General features: G+C 63.6%; 20 protein-coding genes. 5 read left to right on the top strand and 15 right to left on the bottom strand.

Features of this window, described 5'->3' with window-relative positions; genetic code table 11:
• Both BV908_RS07690 and BV908_RS07695 read right to left on the bottom strand, forming a co-directional pair.
• Positions 1 to 1,475: hypothetical protein (locus BV908_RS07690; protein WP_146052208.1), on the bottom strand; the 1,475-nt coding region annotated here is incomplete at its 3' end.
• Between the two features lie 336 nt (positions 1,476 to 1,811).
• Complete coding sequence (locus BV908_RS07695; protein ID WP_281631029.1) at positions 1,812 to 2,237, bottom strand: recombinase family protein; 426 nt, start codon at positions 2,235 to 2,237, stop codon at positions 1,812 to 1,814.
• Between the two features lie 314 nt (positions 2,238 to 2,551).
• Between BV908_RS07695 and BV908_RS07700 the strand changes: the two genes are divergently transcribed.
• A complete protein-coding gene (locus tag BV908_RS07700) occupies positions 2,552 to 2,794 on the top strand; it encodes a hypothetical protein (protein ID WP_103737749.1) in 243 nt (80 codons plus the stop codon).
• On the opposite strand, the gene BV908_RS07705 is transcribed toward BV908_RS07700, so the two are convergent.
• The 11 genes from BV908_RS07705 to BV908_RS07750 form a co-directional block, all read right to left on the bottom strand.
• The gene (locus tag BV908_RS07705; protein ID WP_103737750.1) at positions 2,791 to 3,969 is read right to left on the bottom strand and encodes a zonular occludens toxin domain-containing protein; all 1,179 of its coding nucleotides are present in this window, start codon (positions 3,967 to 3,969) and stop codon (positions 2,791 to 2,793) included. The genes BV908_RS07700 and BV908_RS07705 overlap by 4 nt on opposite strands.
• A 3-nt stretch (positions 3,970 to 3,972) precedes the next feature.
• Positions 3,973 to 4,275 (bottom strand): DUF2523 domain-containing protein, encoded by a 303-nt coding sequence (locus BV908_RS07710; RefSeq protein WP_103737751.1) that lies wholly within the window; start codon positions 4,273 to 4,275, stop codon positions 3,973 to 3,975.
• A 3-nt stretch (positions 4,276 to 4,278) separates the two neighbouring features.
• Positions 4,279 to 5,643: a hypothetical protein gene (locus tag BV908_RS22080; protein WP_146052209.1), complete on the bottom strand. Its 1,365-nt coding sequence runs from the start codon at positions 5,641 to 5,643 to the stop codon at positions 4,279 to 4,281.
• A gap of 137 nt (positions 5,644 to 5,780) precedes the next feature.
• A complete protein-coding gene (locus BV908_RS07720) occupies positions 5,781 to 6,062 on the bottom strand; it encodes a major capsid protein (protein ID WP_103737753.1) in 282 nt (93 codons plus the stop codon).
• Between the two features lie 5 nt (positions 6,063 to 6,067).
• Positions 6,068 to 6,280, bottom strand: coding sequence for a hypothetical protein (locus BV908_RS07725; protein ID WP_103737754.1), 213 nt, complete (start codon positions 6,278 to 6,280; stop codon positions 6,068 to 6,070).
• Between the two features lie 5 nt (positions 6,281 to 6,285).
• A complete protein-coding gene (locus tag BV908_RS22415) occupies positions 6,286 to 6,423 on the bottom strand; it encodes a hypothetical protein (RefSeq protein ID WP_172751359.1) in 138 nt (45 codons plus the stop codon).
• Between the two features lie 2 nt (positions 6,424 to 6,425).
• The gene (locus BV908_RS07730; RefSeq protein WP_103737755.1) at positions 6,426 to 6,689 is read right to left on the bottom strand and encodes a hypothetical protein; all 264 of its coding nucleotides are present in this window, start codon (positions 6,687 to 6,689) and stop codon (positions 6,426 to 6,428) included.
• Entirely contained in the window at positions 6,686 to 7,009 is a 324-nt protein-coding gene (locus tag BV908_RS07735; protein ID WP_103737756.1) for a single-stranded DNA-binding protein, read from the bottom strand. Before BV908_RS07735 ends, BV908_RS07730 begins: the two co-directional genes overlap by 4 nt.
• Positions 7,006 to 7,905 carry a replication initiation factor domain-containing protein gene (locus tag BV908_RS07740; protein ID WP_172751360.1) on the bottom strand — a complete coding sequence of 300 codons (900 nt, stop codon included), beginning with the start codon at positions 7,903 to 7,905 and terminating at the stop codon, positions 7,006 to 7,008. The genes BV908_RS07735 and BV908_RS07740 overlap by 4 nt, the downstream gene beginning before the upstream one ends.
• A gap of 173 nt (positions 7,906 to 8,078) precedes the next feature.
• On the bottom strand, positions 8,079 to 8,360 hold the full coding sequence (locus tag BV908_RS07745) for a hypothetical protein (RefSeq protein ID WP_103737758.1): 282 nt from the start codon (positions 8,358 to 8,360) through the stop codon (positions 8,079 to 8,081).
• Positions 8,357 to 8,827, bottom strand: coding sequence for a hypothetical protein (locus BV908_RS07750; RefSeq protein WP_103737759.1), 471 nt, complete (start codon positions 8,825 to 8,827; stop codon positions 8,357 to 8,359). The genes BV908_RS07745 and BV908_RS07750 overlap by 4 nt, the downstream gene beginning before the upstream one ends.
• A gap of 503 nt (positions 8,828 to 9,330) precedes the next feature.
• On the opposite strand from BV908_RS07750, the gene BV908_RS07760 reads away from it, so the two are divergent.
• The 4 genes from BV908_RS07760 to rapZ are packed head-to-tail and all read left to right on the top strand — an operon-like array spanning position 9,331 to position 13,040.
• On the top strand, positions 9,331 to 9,594 hold the full coding sequence (locus BV908_RS07760) for a hypothetical protein (protein WP_012655804.1): 264 nt from the start codon (positions 9,331 to 9,333) through the stop codon (positions 9,592 to 9,594).
• Between the two features lie 15 nt (positions 9,595 to 9,609).
• Positions 9,610 to 10,506 (top strand): NAD kinase, encoded by an 897-nt coding sequence (locus BV908_RS07765; protein WP_012655803.1) that lies wholly within the window; start codon positions 9,610 to 9,612, stop codon positions 10,504 to 10,506.
• A 2-nt stretch (positions 10,507 to 10,508) separates the two neighbouring features.
• The gene (gene recN, locus BV908_RS07770) at positions 10,509 to 12,173 is read left to right on the top strand and encodes a DNA repair protein RecN (RefSeq protein ID WP_103737761.1); all 1,665 of its coding nucleotides are present in this window, start codon (positions 10,509 to 10,511) and stop codon (positions 12,171 to 12,173) included.
• 3 nt (positions 12,174 to 12,176) lie between these two features.
• Positions 12,177 to 13,040 (top strand): RNase adapter RapZ, encoded by an 864-nt coding sequence (gene rapZ / locus BV908_RS07775; protein WP_011804346.1) that lies wholly within the window; start codon positions 12,177 to 12,179, stop codon positions 13,038 to 13,040.
• Between the two features lie 110 nt (positions 13,041 to 13,150).
• Here rapZ and mutY read toward each other — a convergent pair whose 3' ends face one another.
• Both mutY and BV908_RS07785 read right to left on the bottom strand, forming a co-directional pair.
• Positions 13,151 to 14,224 (bottom strand): A/G-specific adenine glycosylase, encoded by a 1,074-nt coding sequence (gene mutY, locus BV908_RS07780; RefSeq protein ID WP_103737762.1) that lies wholly within the window; start codon positions 14,222 to 14,224, stop codon positions 13,151 to 13,153.
• On the bottom strand, positions 14,221 to 16,203 hold the full coding sequence (locus tag BV908_RS07785; RefSeq protein WP_103737763.1) for a dynamin family protein: 1,983 nt from the start codon (positions 16,201 to 16,203) through the stop codon (positions 14,221 to 14,223). Before BV908_RS07785 ends, mutY begins: the two co-directional genes overlap by 4 nt.
• Positions 16,204 to 16,294 lie beyond the last annotated feature (91 nt).

Below are 16,294 nucleotides of genomic sequence, written 5' to 3' on the forward strand. Positions count from 1 at the left end.
TCTACCAGTTTCACCAGAACCGCTGGGTTATAGGCATTCTTACCAAACCAAAGTCTTCTGTCGGCGCTCGCGCTGATAACCCCTCGTTCGGCTACCGTGAGCGCCCGTCGAACTTGCATGAAGAATCTATCAACAGCCGTCAATGACGCCTTCAGGTGCAGCCGGGCAAAATGACGAAGCTGGTCACTCCGCTTTTCCGGGTCAGTCTCGGGTTCGTCAATATCAGTGAGCCACGAAACTCCCTTTTGTGGCTCTCGCATGTCCGCGATTGGATGTCGAAACCAAGGGTCGCCCCACTTGCCAATAAGTGTTGGGCTGCTTAACTCTTCCAGGGCCAGGATTAAGCTGGCCTCTTCCTCGTCAACTCCGGCGTCACTCATTACCTTCCGGAGTCGCCGCTTGGCAGCGCCAACAATCCCCTTCTTCTGGTCAACCGTGAATTCCTTGAGGACCTTTACGTAGAATGCGTCTGCGGTCCTATTTAGAACGCGCTCCGGAACGCTCACCAAGATTGCAGCCCGAATACCAGATTCTTGGTCAACGAAGAATCTTAGTTTCTCTGCCTTCTGCAGCAATCTCGTCACGAACTGAATATGTGCCGCCATGACGGTCTGCTCGTGCAAGAGCATGCCCTTGGCCGGCGCCCTGGTCGCCGTCGAGGGGTCGTCGCCGCTCTCGATGTCCTCGCGCTCCTGAGCCGCGTCATAGGTGTCCTTGACAGCCGCGAGCAGCTCCCCAGGCAGCTCAGTTGGCTCCTCGCTGGCCCGTCGGGTGCCCTTACGGCTCGCGGCAGCCCGTACCGCAGCGTCATCCCAGTCTTGGGGTAACCAAACCCGAGCAAACCGTCGAAAGGGTTTTGCCAATCGCTGGTCGCCGAATTTGGTCATCTCCTCCTTGACCTTCTCACTATCCATCTCGCCATCGAAGTTGACGTTCGCCGCGTACAGGTAGCCTGTTATTTGGTCGGCGCTCGCGATGGAAAGGAGGACAGTGTTCTTTCTGCTCTTCCGGTCCGACCAGTTGACAATGAGCTTTTGTCGGTCGGTCGAGATATACCTCTTGCCGAGGTCCTCCCGGTCAAGAAGCCCGCGCTCTCGCTCGCCAGCAAAAATCTGGCATTGCTCGTGGATAAAGTCGATTCGGTCGTAGAGAATAGCAGGCGAAATTCCCAGCACCTTGATGATTCGCCGCAAGGGCATCGAATTCATCAGATGCTCGAATATGCCAATGTTCGGATGGGTTTTCTGTTGGCGCTTTGTCGAGCGACCGCCAAAGACGAATATCTTTCGACAGGCTCCGCACTTGAATCGCGGCGTGCCGTGTGCGTTAGTTCCGAATCTTGTGTGCCGCCCACTATGTTCAGGTTCGGCTTTGCGGAATAGCTCGCAGTCCTCGTTGGGACACGTTGGAAGCTGGGGCTCCAGGTATCTGCCGATTCGCAATAACTCTTCCGCGATGGCCAGATTGCTCTGCATGGGAAAGCTTTCCCTGCAAAGGTGGCAAAACAGATTTGGTTGACCCTTACCGCTGGCGACAACGCGGTAGTCTCCGGGTGCGTATCCACCCGGCTTTCGGGCGGCGGCCCCACGCTTGGACTCGTTGTGGGGCGGTACGCCAAAGTTGGCGCACTTAGGGTTCCGGCAGTGGTTGACCTGGATGCCGGCGGCGGTCGGAGGGAACCGCCAAGGCCATTCGCCGGACGAAACCGCTCCTGGAAGCGATTTCACCTCAGACAAAGAAGCGCCCCAGTCGTTGACTGGGGCGCATTGTGGGCCAATCAGGGCTACCTTAGCAACTCTTTCCGAGAACGGCTAGTGCTTTCTGCCCCATGTCTTCCCCGCTGCCCTCGCAGCACGTTGCCCAGCTAGGCAACGCTCCCGGATCAACTCCCTCTCAAACTCAGCGAACGCCGTCAGCAGGTGCACGAACATGCGCCCTTGCGCCGTGTCGGTCTCAATCGCTTCAGTCAGCGAGCGGAACCCTACGCCCTTGGCCTTGAGCGCGTCGAACACTTTGACGAAGTGGGACACAGATCGCGCCAGACGGTCCAACTTGTAGACCACCAGCACGTCGCCGGCCTGGAGCCTTGCCAGCAGCTTTTCGAGCTCTGGCCTGTCCTTCACTGCAGAGCGTTTTTCTTGAATCACACGATCTATCCCAGCACGCCGGAACGCGGCCATCTGCGCCGCCGTGTTCTGTTCCAGCGTTGACACTCTCGCGTAGCCCCAGACTGTCAACTCTCACCTCCCTATGGGGCGATGCTATCGCGCTGCAGGCGTTGGAGCGCTTCGCGCAATACCGTGTTTTTCAAGCACGAGTAGGCCTCCCAGTGGCTTCACCCGTGCGCTTCGCGGCGAACTGCTGCAGGGGCGCGAATGCCGCGACACCTTCGGGTTGCCTTCGGCCTGGTGGGCATGGTTGCTGCGGGCGCGGGGTCACCTGGTGCCCCGTGCCATGGGGCCAGGGGCGCGGCCAGGCGGAACCATGGGGCGTTGCCCCATACCCCAAGGGGATCATTTTTCCCTGAGTTGGGGAAGATAGACTCCCGCCCATGAACTACCAGCAGCTTGAACAAATGGCGATGCGAGCCATGATCTTTGAAGCCGTCGTGGGCTTGATCATCCTGATTTTGCTGTTTTGGGCTACGTACTGGGTGATCAAAGCCGGGGTGCGCGATGGCATCCGTGAAGCGGGAGGCAACCGCCGCACCCACGAAAGACCGCCCGCCCCTGCCGGCTATCGCTGGGCACTGGTCAAGGAAACCGTAGACGACCAGGACCTGCGCGCCGACTAGCGCACCATGGAGCGCACTTCGGCGTTGCGGGCCGCGAGCCCCTGCGACCATTCAGACACCGGCTGCACCGGCTGGGCCTGGGTCGGCATGTTGATGACCACGGGCGGCTGCACTGGCGCAGCCTGGCGCATTGGTTCGTCGCGCCGCGGCTGTCGCACTACCTCCGTCGTCGGGCGCTTCCAGTCCATGAAATAGCCACGCTGGACGATCTGTATGCACACGTCGTGAGCCACCTGTAGCAGCGTCGCTTGCTGGGTATAGCAGTCGCAACGCTGGCCCATCTTGACACAGGCTGCAGGGTATGGAGCCTCGACGGGTTGCGTGGCCTGGTCATACACCGGGGCCGTGTTGGGGAACCCAGGCAGGCGCGGCTTGCGCTGATCAACATACTCCGCAACTGCCAAAGCGCGGCCAGATGGCGGAGACGCACCAGGACCAGGGGCATCTACTGCCCGAGCACCGGCACCAGGCGCCACTGCAACGCCCGGAAGCTGCGCATTGGCCCCCTTGGCGCGTTCCAGCACGCCACCGAACAGATGTATGCCGGCCCACACGGCCAGGCCGGCCATGACGAGGCCGCCGGGAATGGCCCAGAGCTTGAGCGGGATTTGGCGCTTGATGTTGTGCACATCGGCGCTCTTGTACCAAGGCTTGCTGATCCAATTGCCTGCCTTGTCCTTTTTGCCAAACGCTTCTTTAGGGTAGCGCCAGGGGTATTTCTCGCTCTTGGCCTTGACCCGCTCCGGGTCAGTCTGCATGCGGTTGAATTTGTGGGCGACGGCATTCTCGCTGCCGAAGGCGCGCACCACGTGCCAGTGGGTCTCGCAGAGCTTGCGCGGCGTGGCGTGCACCAGCGTAGGGTCTTGGGTGATGAAGTAGAAGTCGATCCCGCGCTTGCCGTGCTTGGATAGCTCCAGGATGGGTAGCGGGACCTTTGCGCCAGGCGGAGCCATGCCCCAGAAGTCTTGCAGCTCGTCGACGACGATGATGGAGTCGTTGGGGCACTCCATCCACTTGTCGGGGTGGTCGATTTCCTGCCAACCGTCAAGCGTGACTTCGGGGATGTTGCAGTAGAAGACCGGGCGGCCCTCTTTCTTGGCGCGCTCCTGCACCTGGATGAACGTGAAGAGCGTTTTCCCCTGCCTGGGGAGACCGGTGACGAAATTGATAGGCATGGCTTACCTCTGCACCAAGCGGCGCACCTTGTCACCGCCGAGGGAATTCAAGAGCACCTTCACGCCGATGGCACTGATCACAATGGACAAGTGCTGATCGATGCGAAAGAAGCCGGCCCACTCGGCCAGGCTGGACGCTCCCACCGACGACAGCAAGCCTGTCGCCTGGGCCTTGACAGAATCGACCAGGGCGCTGATGCCCGTGTACTCGACAAAGCCGAAGCCCAGGGCCACCAGCACGCGGCCAACGAAGCTGCTGACCAAGCGCAGCAGGCCGCCGAGCAAGACGGAAATGATCCACGGCATAGCCTACCCCCTGTTATTGCGGCCACCGAGCACCCAGACCATGGAGCCAAGCAGCGTGATGCCGACGCCGGCCATGGACAGAACGCCCAAAGGACCGCAGATGCGAGAGAACGGAATGCTGAACTCGGCAGATATGCCACCGAAGTTGAGCGGAATGGACGGGTCCGCGGGGCATGAACTGCCCCAGCCGAAGCCGGAAGAATCGAAGCTACCGACGCTGACTTGCTGAGCTTCGCTCTTGAGCTTGTCGGCGCTGATGCCGTCGCTGCCGTCAGCCGCGGCCGCATAGACGCTGTCAGGCGGCTCGTCTAACAACTTGCAATTACGCTGATGCTGCTCTCGGGCTATCGCACACTGGATCGCATCACCTTCGCATGTCCAGGCACCGCAGGAGCCACCAAAGCTAGAAGCCTCTTCATCACCGTTGCCGTCACCACCGCCATCACCGCCAGTAGCCGACCCAGTACAAACAGGGTCAGTCGGGTTCTTGCGGCAGAACTCATTGCGCGTGGTCGTAGTGCTGGTGGTCGTTGTTGACGGCGTGCCACCACCAGTTGTCGTCGTCGTGGTGGTTGTGGTGGTGCACGAAGCACCAGTGCACGAAGTCTGTCCCTGCGTCGTTGTCGTGGTCGTGCTTCCGTCAGGGTTCGTCGTCGTCGTCGTGCCACCAGACACGCCCACACCGTTCTGACCGGAATACGGAACGCAGGTTTCAATGCCGTTCACCGTACCAGGGAAGCCATTAGGACACTTGCGATCATCAGCAGGCGGCGCAGCGTCCGTGGGCGTGGTGCCGTCCGGGTTCTCTCCCGTGGCACCTTCTACGAGGTTGCAGGTACCACCCGTCAGCGTGAGCGTGCCGTAGTGGTACCACTTTCCGTCGTGCTGCGCGCTGAACTCCCGCTGAAACGTTCCGCCACACCCCCGCGTCGTCTGATCAACATACATCGTCGGCGTGCAGCCAACAGAGGGCGGCGCACTGCTACCGGTCACCACCTCCTGATTGGAATACTGCGCTCCAGGTAGAGCAGCACAGAACTCAGCAACAGGATCAGATCGCGCGACGCAAACGCCGTCTTTTAAAACTTCATTGTCAGCGCACTTTGGGGCGGCAACGCACTGATCGACGGCTTTATATGATTGATTGTTAGGGCAATGCCAGCCATTAACCTGCTTACAGTTTGTATTAGTTGGTAAAAAAAACTCATCATAATAGGCCCAATAGTGACCAGCCGGAAGAAGGGAAGTCTTTAGATCACCATAGTCATAGCCTTGCCCTTTGCAGTTTTGATACAGGGTAGCGGCATTAGATTGCGCAGAGAAAAATGCAACGCAAGCTAGAAGGATCAAGCGGAGAATATAAGCCATGCCGCACCTCATGGCCAAAAGATGATTGCGCCAGCCAGCACCAGCGCGACGAGAATCCAAAACCCCATGACCGTCCCCAGGTTGGTGAAGAAAAAAGGGGCGCACCCTTGCGAGCACGCCCCTTCCAAAAGCCGTCCTTACAGGACGCGCTGAACCCACTTGTAGAGCTTGATCACGACAATCAGGCTGATCACGGCCACGCCGATGGCGCTGACGGCAGTCACGCCACCGCTGATCGTGCCCACGATTTCCGTGGTGTCGATGGTCACGGCCTGGGCACGAGCGCCACCAGCCACGACCAAGCCCGTCAGGCCCACCACCGCAGGACGCGCCAGTGCGTCACCAGCCTTGCGGGCCAGGTCCACAGCAGCGTTCACAGCAGACAGAGCGCGGCGTTTCTCAACGTTCACGAGGTTCATTTTTCTCACTCCGATTCGAGGTATTTACGGGCCTGCCGCAGCAACCAAGCTACGGTCATGACCATCAGCAGGGCACCTCCGATTTCCACTGCAGATTGGGGGTCCAGGTAGAACGGGCTCAACTGAGCCAGTTCCAACCTGGTGACAACGATAAGCGCGTCGGGCGTGTCGCAAGACACTTCCAGATAGCCCTGAACGTCATTGCGCAAGCAGTACATGACGGCTACATCGCAACATGGCCGCAGGAGCAGCAACGGTACAAGAACACGCCGGAGAGCTCCTCCGGAGAGTCTTCAATGTCTTCCGAGCCACGCTCTTCGCAGCGCTCGGCGTCATCGTCAAAGTCTTCGTAATCGTCCATATCTACTCCTCGTGCATAGGGCGCATGCCGCCCTCGCGCTCGCAAGCTCGCGCCTGGTCGGCCTGCGCGCTGGCGCACGCCCTGTCGAAGCTGCGCTGCCTCGCTTGACCGATGCGACTGCGGCGCTCTTCCCAGGCCAAGAACATGTCAGTCAAGTCTTGCAAAACCCTGGCGCACGCCAGGCCGAAGATGCCGCCGACGACACCGGCAATGAAGCCGATCTCCGCCACGGCCTTGGCAAAGTGCTCAAGGTCGAGGGAGGTCATTCGACGGCATCCACCGTGTGGTCCACCGGCGTCACCATGGTGGTCTCGCCGGTTTCCTTGTCAATGCTGCGGAACGGCTTGCGCGTGTAGCCCCCGAGCTGGGCCAGCACGGTGATTTCGTCGCCGGTCTGGCCCAGGCGCTGGCGGCTACGCACCTCGACTGTCTGGGGACGGCTGTACGGATCGGGCGCGGGCGTGACGATGCGCGTGTACGTAGTCTTGTCGTGGCGGCGCACAGCGTCGATGCGGCCCCGGATGAGCACTTGCATGGGGACGAGCTTGATTCCCTGGGATGGGGATGCGGTGGCGGGTGCGTTCATGTCTTCAGTCTTTCAATCTGGGCCTGCAGCTCGGGCCATGCGAGTCCGGCAACAACGCCGGAGGGGTCCAACTTGCGGGGCATTCGGTGCACCCGCACTTCCTCAATGAGGTCTCCTGCCGTGCAGCCGGTGGCCTCCATTGCCTGGTGTGCATGCGCGCCAAAGCAGCGGCGCATGTGATAGAGCGCGTGGGCAAGCGTGCCCTTGGTTTCTTCGCGCTGCGTGGGGATTTCGAGGGCGGCCGCTTGGAGCAAGTCGCGCAAGGCCGGATAGGCACCCACGAATGCCTCGTCAGGGTTGGTGAGCACGCTCAGAGGGATGACGCGATCGCGGTTGCCCAGGCGCACTTCAAAACGCGTCCAGTCGCTATCGGGCATGCCGAGCTGGCGGCCCTTTTCGTAGACGCACAGCGTCTTCCCGTGCTTCAACTTGCCCACGTACATGGTTCGCCCCTTGTGGCCTGATTCGTGCCAGCTACCCTGCGTGTCGAGTTCAGGGTTCCGCCCACGGTTGATGAATGCGCCTGTGTCGTAGAGGGTCAGCGCGTCGTCTACGCTGTATTCGCCCTCGAGGAAGTCCACCGCCAAATCAACGCGGGAGATAGCCGCGCCCAGGCCTTCCAGCAGCTCCTGCACGCTCTCCCAGTCAGTGACCATGCCGCAGCCCTTGCCGTTGAGCTGCAGCAGCCATTTGCCTACCTGTGATTCGCCGCCGAGGGCGATGGCACCGACTTCGACCTTCGCGCCATCGTCCAGGCGTAGCTGCAACCTGTAGCGCTCAGTGAAGCCGAACAGGCCGCCGTCCAGCGTGGCATCCAGGCGGCCAGGCATGAGTCCGTTGAGGAACCGGACAAGGCCGTGCACCGTCATGGCAGGTTTCTCGAACGTGGCGTTCAACCAATCGATCTTGGCGCGCGGGCTGTCTTGGGCCGTGGCGGATGAACTTTCCACCCGTGTTACAGCACGGGCGGAAGGCGCTGTCGCGCCAACAGCCGGAACCGGCCGCAGGCGCCAGGAAAAGCGACTCCCTCCCCATGCGGATGGGGGGGAGTCGTGGAGCTGTGCTGCTGTCATTGCTTGGCCTCCACGTTCGCCGTGAAGGGGGACGTGACCACCGTAGCGGTGAAGGGAGATGTGAACTGCACCGTGTAGCCAAATGCGCGCAGCTGGCGCACGTAGCCATCGAACGAGTCAACGGTGTAGAACTTCTTGATGCTGTGCGTGGGATGCACTTCGACAGTGGACCCGGGAACCAACACCCCCGGAGGGTGCTTGACAAGCCAGGTTCGAACCGGCGCGGGGCGGCCCTGCATGTGGATCAAGGCCGACTGGCCGCCGTTGATGGGCTTCATGCGCGGCGCTCCCTAGCTTGGGGAGGCATGCCCGCCCAGCGGCGGCGCTTGGCCGCGATGGCCACCAGCTCGGGATCGCCCGAGGCTTCCTCATTGGTCACCAGTTGCTCGACCGTCAAGCGGCGGTGCTTGGCCACAGTCATGGGCTTGCCTTCGTACAGTTCCCCAACCGAGGGAAAGACGCGGGTATCGACAAGGCGCGGCTGCAGCTCCTGCACCTGGCGCTTAAACAGATCGCACTGGCGGGCCAGGAATGCGAGCTCGGCCTCGCCGGCCTTGCGCTGGAGCTTGTGGCTGTTGCAGATACCGCCGCTGGTCACCTCGAGGTCATGCAGCGTGCAGGCCGTGCGCGGGGCGATGACCGGGCTGTCATGGCGCGTGACTTCAAAGTGCGCGCAGTTGCGGCAGCCGGGGCGATCGCCAGGGGTCTGGTAGCCGACCTGGGCGTGTTTGGAAACGAGCCTCATCGCATGAGCCTCAATGCACTGCCACAAAAGCGACACCCAATCACAACATCGGGCGGTCGATGACAGAAGAACTCAGCGTTGCAAAGAGGCCCCTCCCAGTCGCATTCAGTGCAATGGGCAAGCTCGACATCAACTGTTCGGCCTTGATGGGTGCCCGCCCCCTGCCCGGCATCGGCTGGAGCCGGCAAGCTGGCCGGTACCGTTGGGGCGGCAGGGGGTGGGCAAACGAGAACGCTGGAGGCGTGCACCAGGCGGAAGAAATCGCCCGTGTGGTAGGCCAGCTCGAGGACGTTGCCGTCTACGGCGCGGACGGTGTAGATACCGTCTTGGTAGACGACCTGGGTTCCTGCGGTGATGGGGGAATGGGGCATTGCCGGCTCCTAGATGCGTTACACAAGTCGCGTAACGAACGGAGCCTATCGTTATTCACAAGGAATAACAAGAGCCTAGTATGATTTATTCAACTCGTGTAACTTTTATACAACACGAGTAAAGGAGTGAAGATGCACAGCACTATGAATTTGCTAGCAGATGCAGAGCAAGTTAAAGACCTCAGCGCCTGGGCTGAATCGCTTGGACTCACAAAGCGCGCCCTGTACACAGCGAAGTACAGAGGAAGCCTCAGCCCCGCCATTGCCGGAGCCCTCGCGGAAGAGCTTGGCAAGGACCCCAAGGACTGGATCGTCGTGGCCGCGCTGGAATCGGAGCGTGACAGCGCGTGCAAAGAACGCATGCTCAAGCGCGTCCGCAAAATGACATCACTTTAATGATGTAATTTCTGCATGAAGCCCATCTTCCGCCGCGTTGCAGTCATAGGCAAATACCCGGGGCCTGGCGCCGTTTCAGCGTCCGACAGCGCACGGCAGATCATCGAGAGCATTGCCCAGTTCGTCACCCAGCAGGACTGCGAGTTGACGCTGGAGGCCGAAACCGCCGCCCACACGGGCCTCACGCAATACCACACGCTGGATGTGGAGGGGATCGGCCGGCAATGCGACCTGTGCCTGGTCGTAGGCGGCGACGGCACCATGCTGGGCGTGGGCAGGCGGCTGGCCGGCTACGGCACGCCGCTGGTGGGCATCAACCAGGGGCGGCTGGGCTTCATTACCGACATTCCGCTGGAGGGCTACCAGGACGCGCTCACGCCCATCCTGCACGGAGACTACGAAGAAGACGTGCGCCCGTTGATGCAGGCCTGCGTGATGCGCGGTGGCGAGTGCGTGTTCGAGGCGCTGGCCCTCAACGACGTCGTGGTCAACCGCGGCTCCACCTCCGGCATGGTGGAGCTGCGCGTGGAGGTGGACGGCGTATTCGTTTCTAACCAGCGCGCCGACGGCCTGATCGTCGCGTCGCCCACCGGCTCCACGGCGTATGCCCTGTCTGCAGGCGGCCCGATGCTGCACCCATCGATCCCCGGCTGGGTGCTGGTGCCGATCGCGCCGCACACCCTGTCCAACCGGCCGATCGTGCTTTCCGACGCGACTGAGGTGGCCATTGAGGTGGCCGGCGGGCGCGACATCAGCGCCAACTTCGACATGCAGTCGCTCGCATCGCTGCAACATGGCGACCGCATACTGGTGCGCCGTTCCGCGCACCGGGTGTGCTTTCTGCACCCGCGCGGCTGGAGTTACTTTGCCACCCTGCGCAAGAAGCTGGGCTGGTACGAGGGAGGTTCCTGACCATGGCCCTGAGGCGGATCGCCCTGAGCGATTTCGTGATCGTGCGATCGCTCGAGCTGGACCTGCATGCCGGCTTCACCGTGCTCACCGGTGAAACCGGTGCCGGCAAGTCCATCCTGATCGACGCGTTGCAACTGGTGCTGGGCGCGCGTGCCGACTCCGGTGTGATCCGCGAAGGCGCGCAGCGCACCGACGTCTGCGCCGAATTCGACGGTGGCACCATCGCGCTGGCAGCCTGGCTGGACGAGGCGGGTTTTCCGCGCGACGACACGCTGCTGCTGCGCCGCACCGTCGATGTGCAAGGCAAGAGCCGCGCCTGGATCAACGGCATCCCCGCCACGGCAGCGCAGATGCGTGCCGTGGGCGAGCATCTGCTGGACATTCATGGGCAGCACGCCTGGCAGAGCCTGACGCGGCCCGACGCCGTGCGCGGCCTGCTGGACGCCTATGCCGGTGCGCAGGTGCAACCCTTGGCCGCGCTGTGGACGAGTTGGCGCGACGCGCAGCAGGCGCTGACCCACGCCCGCGCTGCCCAGGACACGCTGCAACAGGAACGCGAGCGCCTGCAGTGGCAGATCGGCGAAGTGGACAAGCTGGCGCCGCGCGATGGCGAATGGGAGGAGCTCAATGCCGAGCATGCGCGACTATCCAACGCCCAGTCGCTGCTGGACAACGCCCAGGCCGCCCTGACTGTGCTGGAGGACGAAGACGCAGGCGGCGCGCTGCGGGCCCTGGCGCAGGCACAGCACCTGCTGCAGGACTACGAGCATGTGGACCCGTCGTTTCGCACCATGAATGAGGTGCTGACCTCCTGCATCGCCCAGGCGGGCGATGTGGCGCACTCTCTGCAAAGCTACCTGCGCCACGCGGAGCCCGACCCGGATCGGCTGCAGCAGCTGGACGCCCGCGTATCGCAGTGGATGCAGCTCGCGCGCCGCTACAAGCGCACCCCACCCGAACTACCCGCGCTGCTGCAAGACTGGAAGGACACGCTGCACCGTTTGGACAGCGCCACTGACCTGGCCGCATTGCAGGCTGCCGAGCAAGCCCATGGCGCCGCTTACCAGAAGGCCGCACGCGCCCTGTCGCAAAAGCGCGCCAAGGCTGCGCCGCTACTGGCGCAGGCCATCACCCGCGCCATGCAGGGCCTGGGCATGGCGGGCGGGCGCTTCGAGGTGCAACTGGACAAGGCCGAGCCTGGGCCGCACGGCATCGACCAGGTGGCTTTCCTGGTCAGCAGCCACCCGGGCATGACGCCGCGGCCCATCGGCAAGGTGGCGTCGGGGGGCGAGCTGTCGCGCATGGCGCTGGCGATCTCGGTCACCACCAGCGAGCTGGGCGAGGCGCCCACACTGATCTTTGACGAGGTGGACTCGGGCGTGGGCGGCGCCGTGGCGGAGACCGTGGGCCGTCTGATGCAGCAGCTCGGGACGGCCCGGCAGGTACTGGCCGTCACCCACCTGCCCCAGGTGGCCGCGTGCGCGGACCATCACCTTGTGGTGGCCAAACACAAGCACGCCAAGGGCACCACCAGCAGCGTGGCCGCCGCCAACGAGGAGGCGCGTGTGGCCGAGATTGCGCGCATGCTGGGCGGCGAGCGTCTGTCCCCTACCACCCTGGCGCATGCACGCGAGATGCTGCAGGGCGCCGCCAAACCCACACCCTGAGCCATGGATCTGGAAGTCGTCGTCATCACCGGTATGTCCGGCTCGGGCAAGTCCGTCGCGCTGCATGCACTCGAAGACGCGGGCTACTACTGCGTGGACAACCTGCCGCCGGAACTTTTGACCTCCTTCGTGGAGCTGGAGCACGCGCACCACGGCCACCGCGTTGCCGTGGCCATGGACGTGCGCAGCGCCACCGCCCTGCCCCTGGTGCCGCAGCAGTTGGCCGGCCTGCGCGAGCAGGGCGTGCAGGTGCGCCAACTGTTCCTGGACGCCACCGACGACGTGCTGGTGCGGCGTTTTTCAGAAACCCGGCGCCGCCACCCTCTGTCCCAGGCCGAGATGCGCGAAGGTCCGCGCCCGCTTTTGCACACCATGCGGTTGGAGCGCGAGCTACTGGCCCCGCTGCGCGAGCAGGCACACGTCATCGACACCAGCACCCTGCGGTCCGCGCAATTGCTGAGCTATGTGAAGGACCTGCTGTCGGTGCCGCCGAGTCGGCTGACCCTGGTGTTCCAGTCGTTTGCGTTCAAGCGCGGCATCTCCATGGATGCCGACTATGTGTTCGACGTGCGCATGCTGCCCAATCCCCACTACGAGCCGCTCTTGCGCGCCCTCACGGGCAAGGACGCGCCGGTCATCGACTACCTGCGTCAGCAGCCCGAAGTAGCGCTGATGCTGGCGCACATTGGCGACTTCCTGGACCACTGGCTGGACGCGCTGGCCCACAACCACCGCAGCTACGTGACCGTGGCCATCGGTTGCACGGGAGGACAGCACCGCTCCGTCTACCTGGTGGAGCAGCTGGCGGCGCGCTTCGAGGGCCGCTGGAATACGCTGCGCCGCCACCGCGAGCTCGACGGCATCTAGCATGCACCGCTAGGTGACAGCTATTGTTTTAGTAGCTGCTAGCGCTTGCTATTGAACGACTTGCAATAGTTTTCTACCGGAAGTCGCCTATCTACGGTCGCTACCAGCTCTCATTTTTGACAGCCGTCCCCAAGGGAGGCGAGCAGCTTGCGCACGGGCGCGGGCAGCCCCAGCGCCGGCCATTGCGCCGGAGCGAACCACCCCGACTGCTGCTCAGCGCAATGCGCGCTCGGCTGCGGCGTTGCATCGCGCGCCAGCACCGGATGCAGGTGCAGGTCGCGGTGCGTCAGCACGTGGGTGAAGGCCGGCAGATCCCGCGCATCGCAGCTGGCGTGCAACTGCAGCGCCTCGTCCAGCGCCGCGCGGCTGTCATAGACCGGCGGACAGTACAGCCCCGCCCAGATGCCGATGGGCGGACGCCGCTCCAGCCACAGCCGGCCCGCACCATCCTGGCGCAGCAGCAGCCACCAGGCCTGCGCGCTGCGCTTGAGCTTGCGCGTGCGCACCGGGTAGTCCTGCGGGTTGCCGTCGCGGCGCGCCACGCAGGCCTCTTGCAAGGGGCACAGCAGGCAGTTGGGGTTGCGGGGCAGGCAGATGCCGGCGCCCAGGTCCATCAGGCCCTGCGTGTAGCGCGGCATGGCATGGGACAGGTCCTGCTGTGGCAGCAGCGCCTCGGCCTGCTGCCATAACGCGCGCTCGTTCTTCGCCTCGGCCAGGTCGGCGCCGAACCCCAGCACCCGCGTGAGCACGCGTCGCACGTTGGCATCCAGGATCGGCGCCCGTGCGCCGAAGCAGAAAGCGGCTATCGCCCCTGCCGTGGAGCGGCCGATGCCCGGCAGGGCCGCCAGCTCATCCACCGTGCGGGGGAACTCCCCCCCGTGCTGGTGCACGACGATCTGCGCGCAGCGGTGCAGGTTGCGCGCGCGGCTGTAGTAACCCAGGCCGCTCCACAGCGCCAGTACCTCGTCTTGCGGCGCAGCAGCCAGTTGGCGCACGTCGGGAAAGCGCGCCAGAAAGCGCGCGTAGTACTCCAGCACCGTGGCCACCTGGGTCTGCTGCAGCATGATCTCCGACAGCCACACGCGGTATGCATCGCGCGTGTTCTGCCAAGGCAGGTGGTTGCGCCCATGCGCTGCCTGCCAGCGCACCACCTGGGTCGCCAGCTCTGCGGACGGACCGCTCATGACGCCGCGAGCGGCTGGAGTTCGGTAAGGGGTATGTCGATGTCCACGCCCTCAGGCGCTTGCGGCTGCCGCACGAGGTCGGAGGTCAGCTCGGTCAGCCGCTGCTCCAGTTCGGCGAGGTGCTGCTCGGCCTCTTCGATCTCGGCGATGCGGTCCACCAGCCCGTTGGCGGCCTGCTGGATGCGGTTCACCGCCTCGATGCGCCGCGAGAAGCTGCGTTTGCGCTCACGCAGTTGCGCGTCCAGCTGCGCCGTGGCCGTCTTGCTCCACAGCTCCAGCTCGTTGGCCGCGGACTCGAACACGGTGCGCAGGCGCAGGCCCATGGCCCGCAACAAGCGCTGCGCGAACTCTGGCTGCGCCAGGCGCAGCGTGTTGCCCATGCCCACGTATTGCAGGTGCCGCTGCTCGATGGCCACGATCTCCTGCACATAGTTACCCAATTGGGGCGCCGCAGGTACTTGCAACGAGAAGCCGAACTCCGTGTTGAGCTGGCGGAAGGTGCCGCCCAGCATGGCCTGGATCTCGATGCCCGTGGACTGCGCGGCCTCCATGATGGTGCGCACCTTGGCGAAGGTGTCGCCATATACCTTGCGCACGCCCAGCTTGAGCCCTTTGGGCTGCAGCGCCTCGGTGAGCTCCACCAGTTGCGCCTTGAGCGAACGCGGCCCAAGCTGGTGGAACACCTCGCGCAGCATCTTCAGGTGCACTGCCCGCACGGCCTGGATCTTGGCCGTGCTGGCTTCAAACTCCTGCTGCTCCTGCTCGATGCGCCCGCGCATGGCGTCGATCACCGAGGCATTCTTGCCGCGCAGGCTGCGCAACTCCAGCATCTGATCATCCAGATCGCGCCGGCGGATGTTGATCACCCGCCGCGTCTCGGACTGCAGGCTTGCCACGCCGCTGGCCACCGTGGCCCGCAGGATGGCCTGGCGCCGGCCCATGATGCCCTCGGCCAGCGCTTCCTCCAGCAGCGGCAGCCCACTGGACTCCAGCAGGATGTCATCACAGTTGATCTTGGCCACCAGGCCCTTCTGGGCCGACACGGGCACGACATGGCTGAGCGGCACGCCCAGCAATTCGGCCGATGTCTGGCGCTGGCGCTCCAGCTGCGCTTGCACTTGCGACGGGGAACTGAGCGTGTCCCACAGCGTGTCGATCTTGTTCAGCACCACCAGCCGCGCATCGGTCGCGTCTTCAGCCGTGCCCAGGTGGTCGCGCCAGATGGTCAGGTCCGAGCGCGTCACGCCCGTGTCCGCGCCCAGGATGAACACCACGGCGTGGGCCTGCGGGATGAGGTTGATGGTGAGCTCGGGCTCCGCGCCCACGGCGTTCAGGCCCGGCGTATCCAGAATCACGAGCCCCTGCTTGAGCAGCGGATGTGGAATGTTGATGACCGCGTGCCGCCACATCGGCACCTCGACCATGCCCGCAGCGTCCAGCACGGGGTTCTCGTCGGCGGCTTCATCGCTCCAGAAACCCAGCGCACGCGCCTCATCCACGGACACGCGGCGCACTTCCGATACTTTTTCAAGCGCCTGGGCGAGTTGGGCCGGGTCGTCCATGTCCAGCGGCACCTTCACCCAGCGGTCTGCCTTCAGGCGCCACTCGGCCAGCCCCAGGGACTGCATGCGCGTGTCGATAGGCAGCAGGCGCAGGCTGGGGGCGGTGCCGTTTTCATAGCCCAGCTCGGTCGGACACATAGTGGTGCGCCCCGCACTGGCCGGCATGATGCGCCGGCCATAGCCGGCGAAGAAGATCGCATTGATGAGCTCGGACTTGCCGCGCGAAAACTCCGCCACAAAAGCGACAGTCACCTTGTCGCTGCGCACCTGCTCTTCCAGCCGCTGCAGACGCTCCTCCACAGCCGCGTCCATGAGGTCGTGCGAACCCATCCATTGCCCCAGGCGCTTGAGTTGCTGGGCGAAAGCACGCCTCCATGCGCCGTGCTGGTCAAACTGTTCGTTGAATGAAGGTCCCACTTTGCTCCCGGATATCAATGCAAGCGCCCGCGTGGGCGGGAGATGGCGCAATATAGCATCGCCATTGCGCCGGTCCGCCGCCACGCAGCCC

Origin of the sequence: Diaphorobacter sp. LR2014-1, assembly GCF_002916785.1 — a bacterium.
GTDB classification, from domain to species: Bacteria; Pseudomonadota; Gammaproteobacteria; order Burkholderiales; family Burkholderiaceae_C; genus Diaphorobacter; species Diaphorobacter nitroreducens.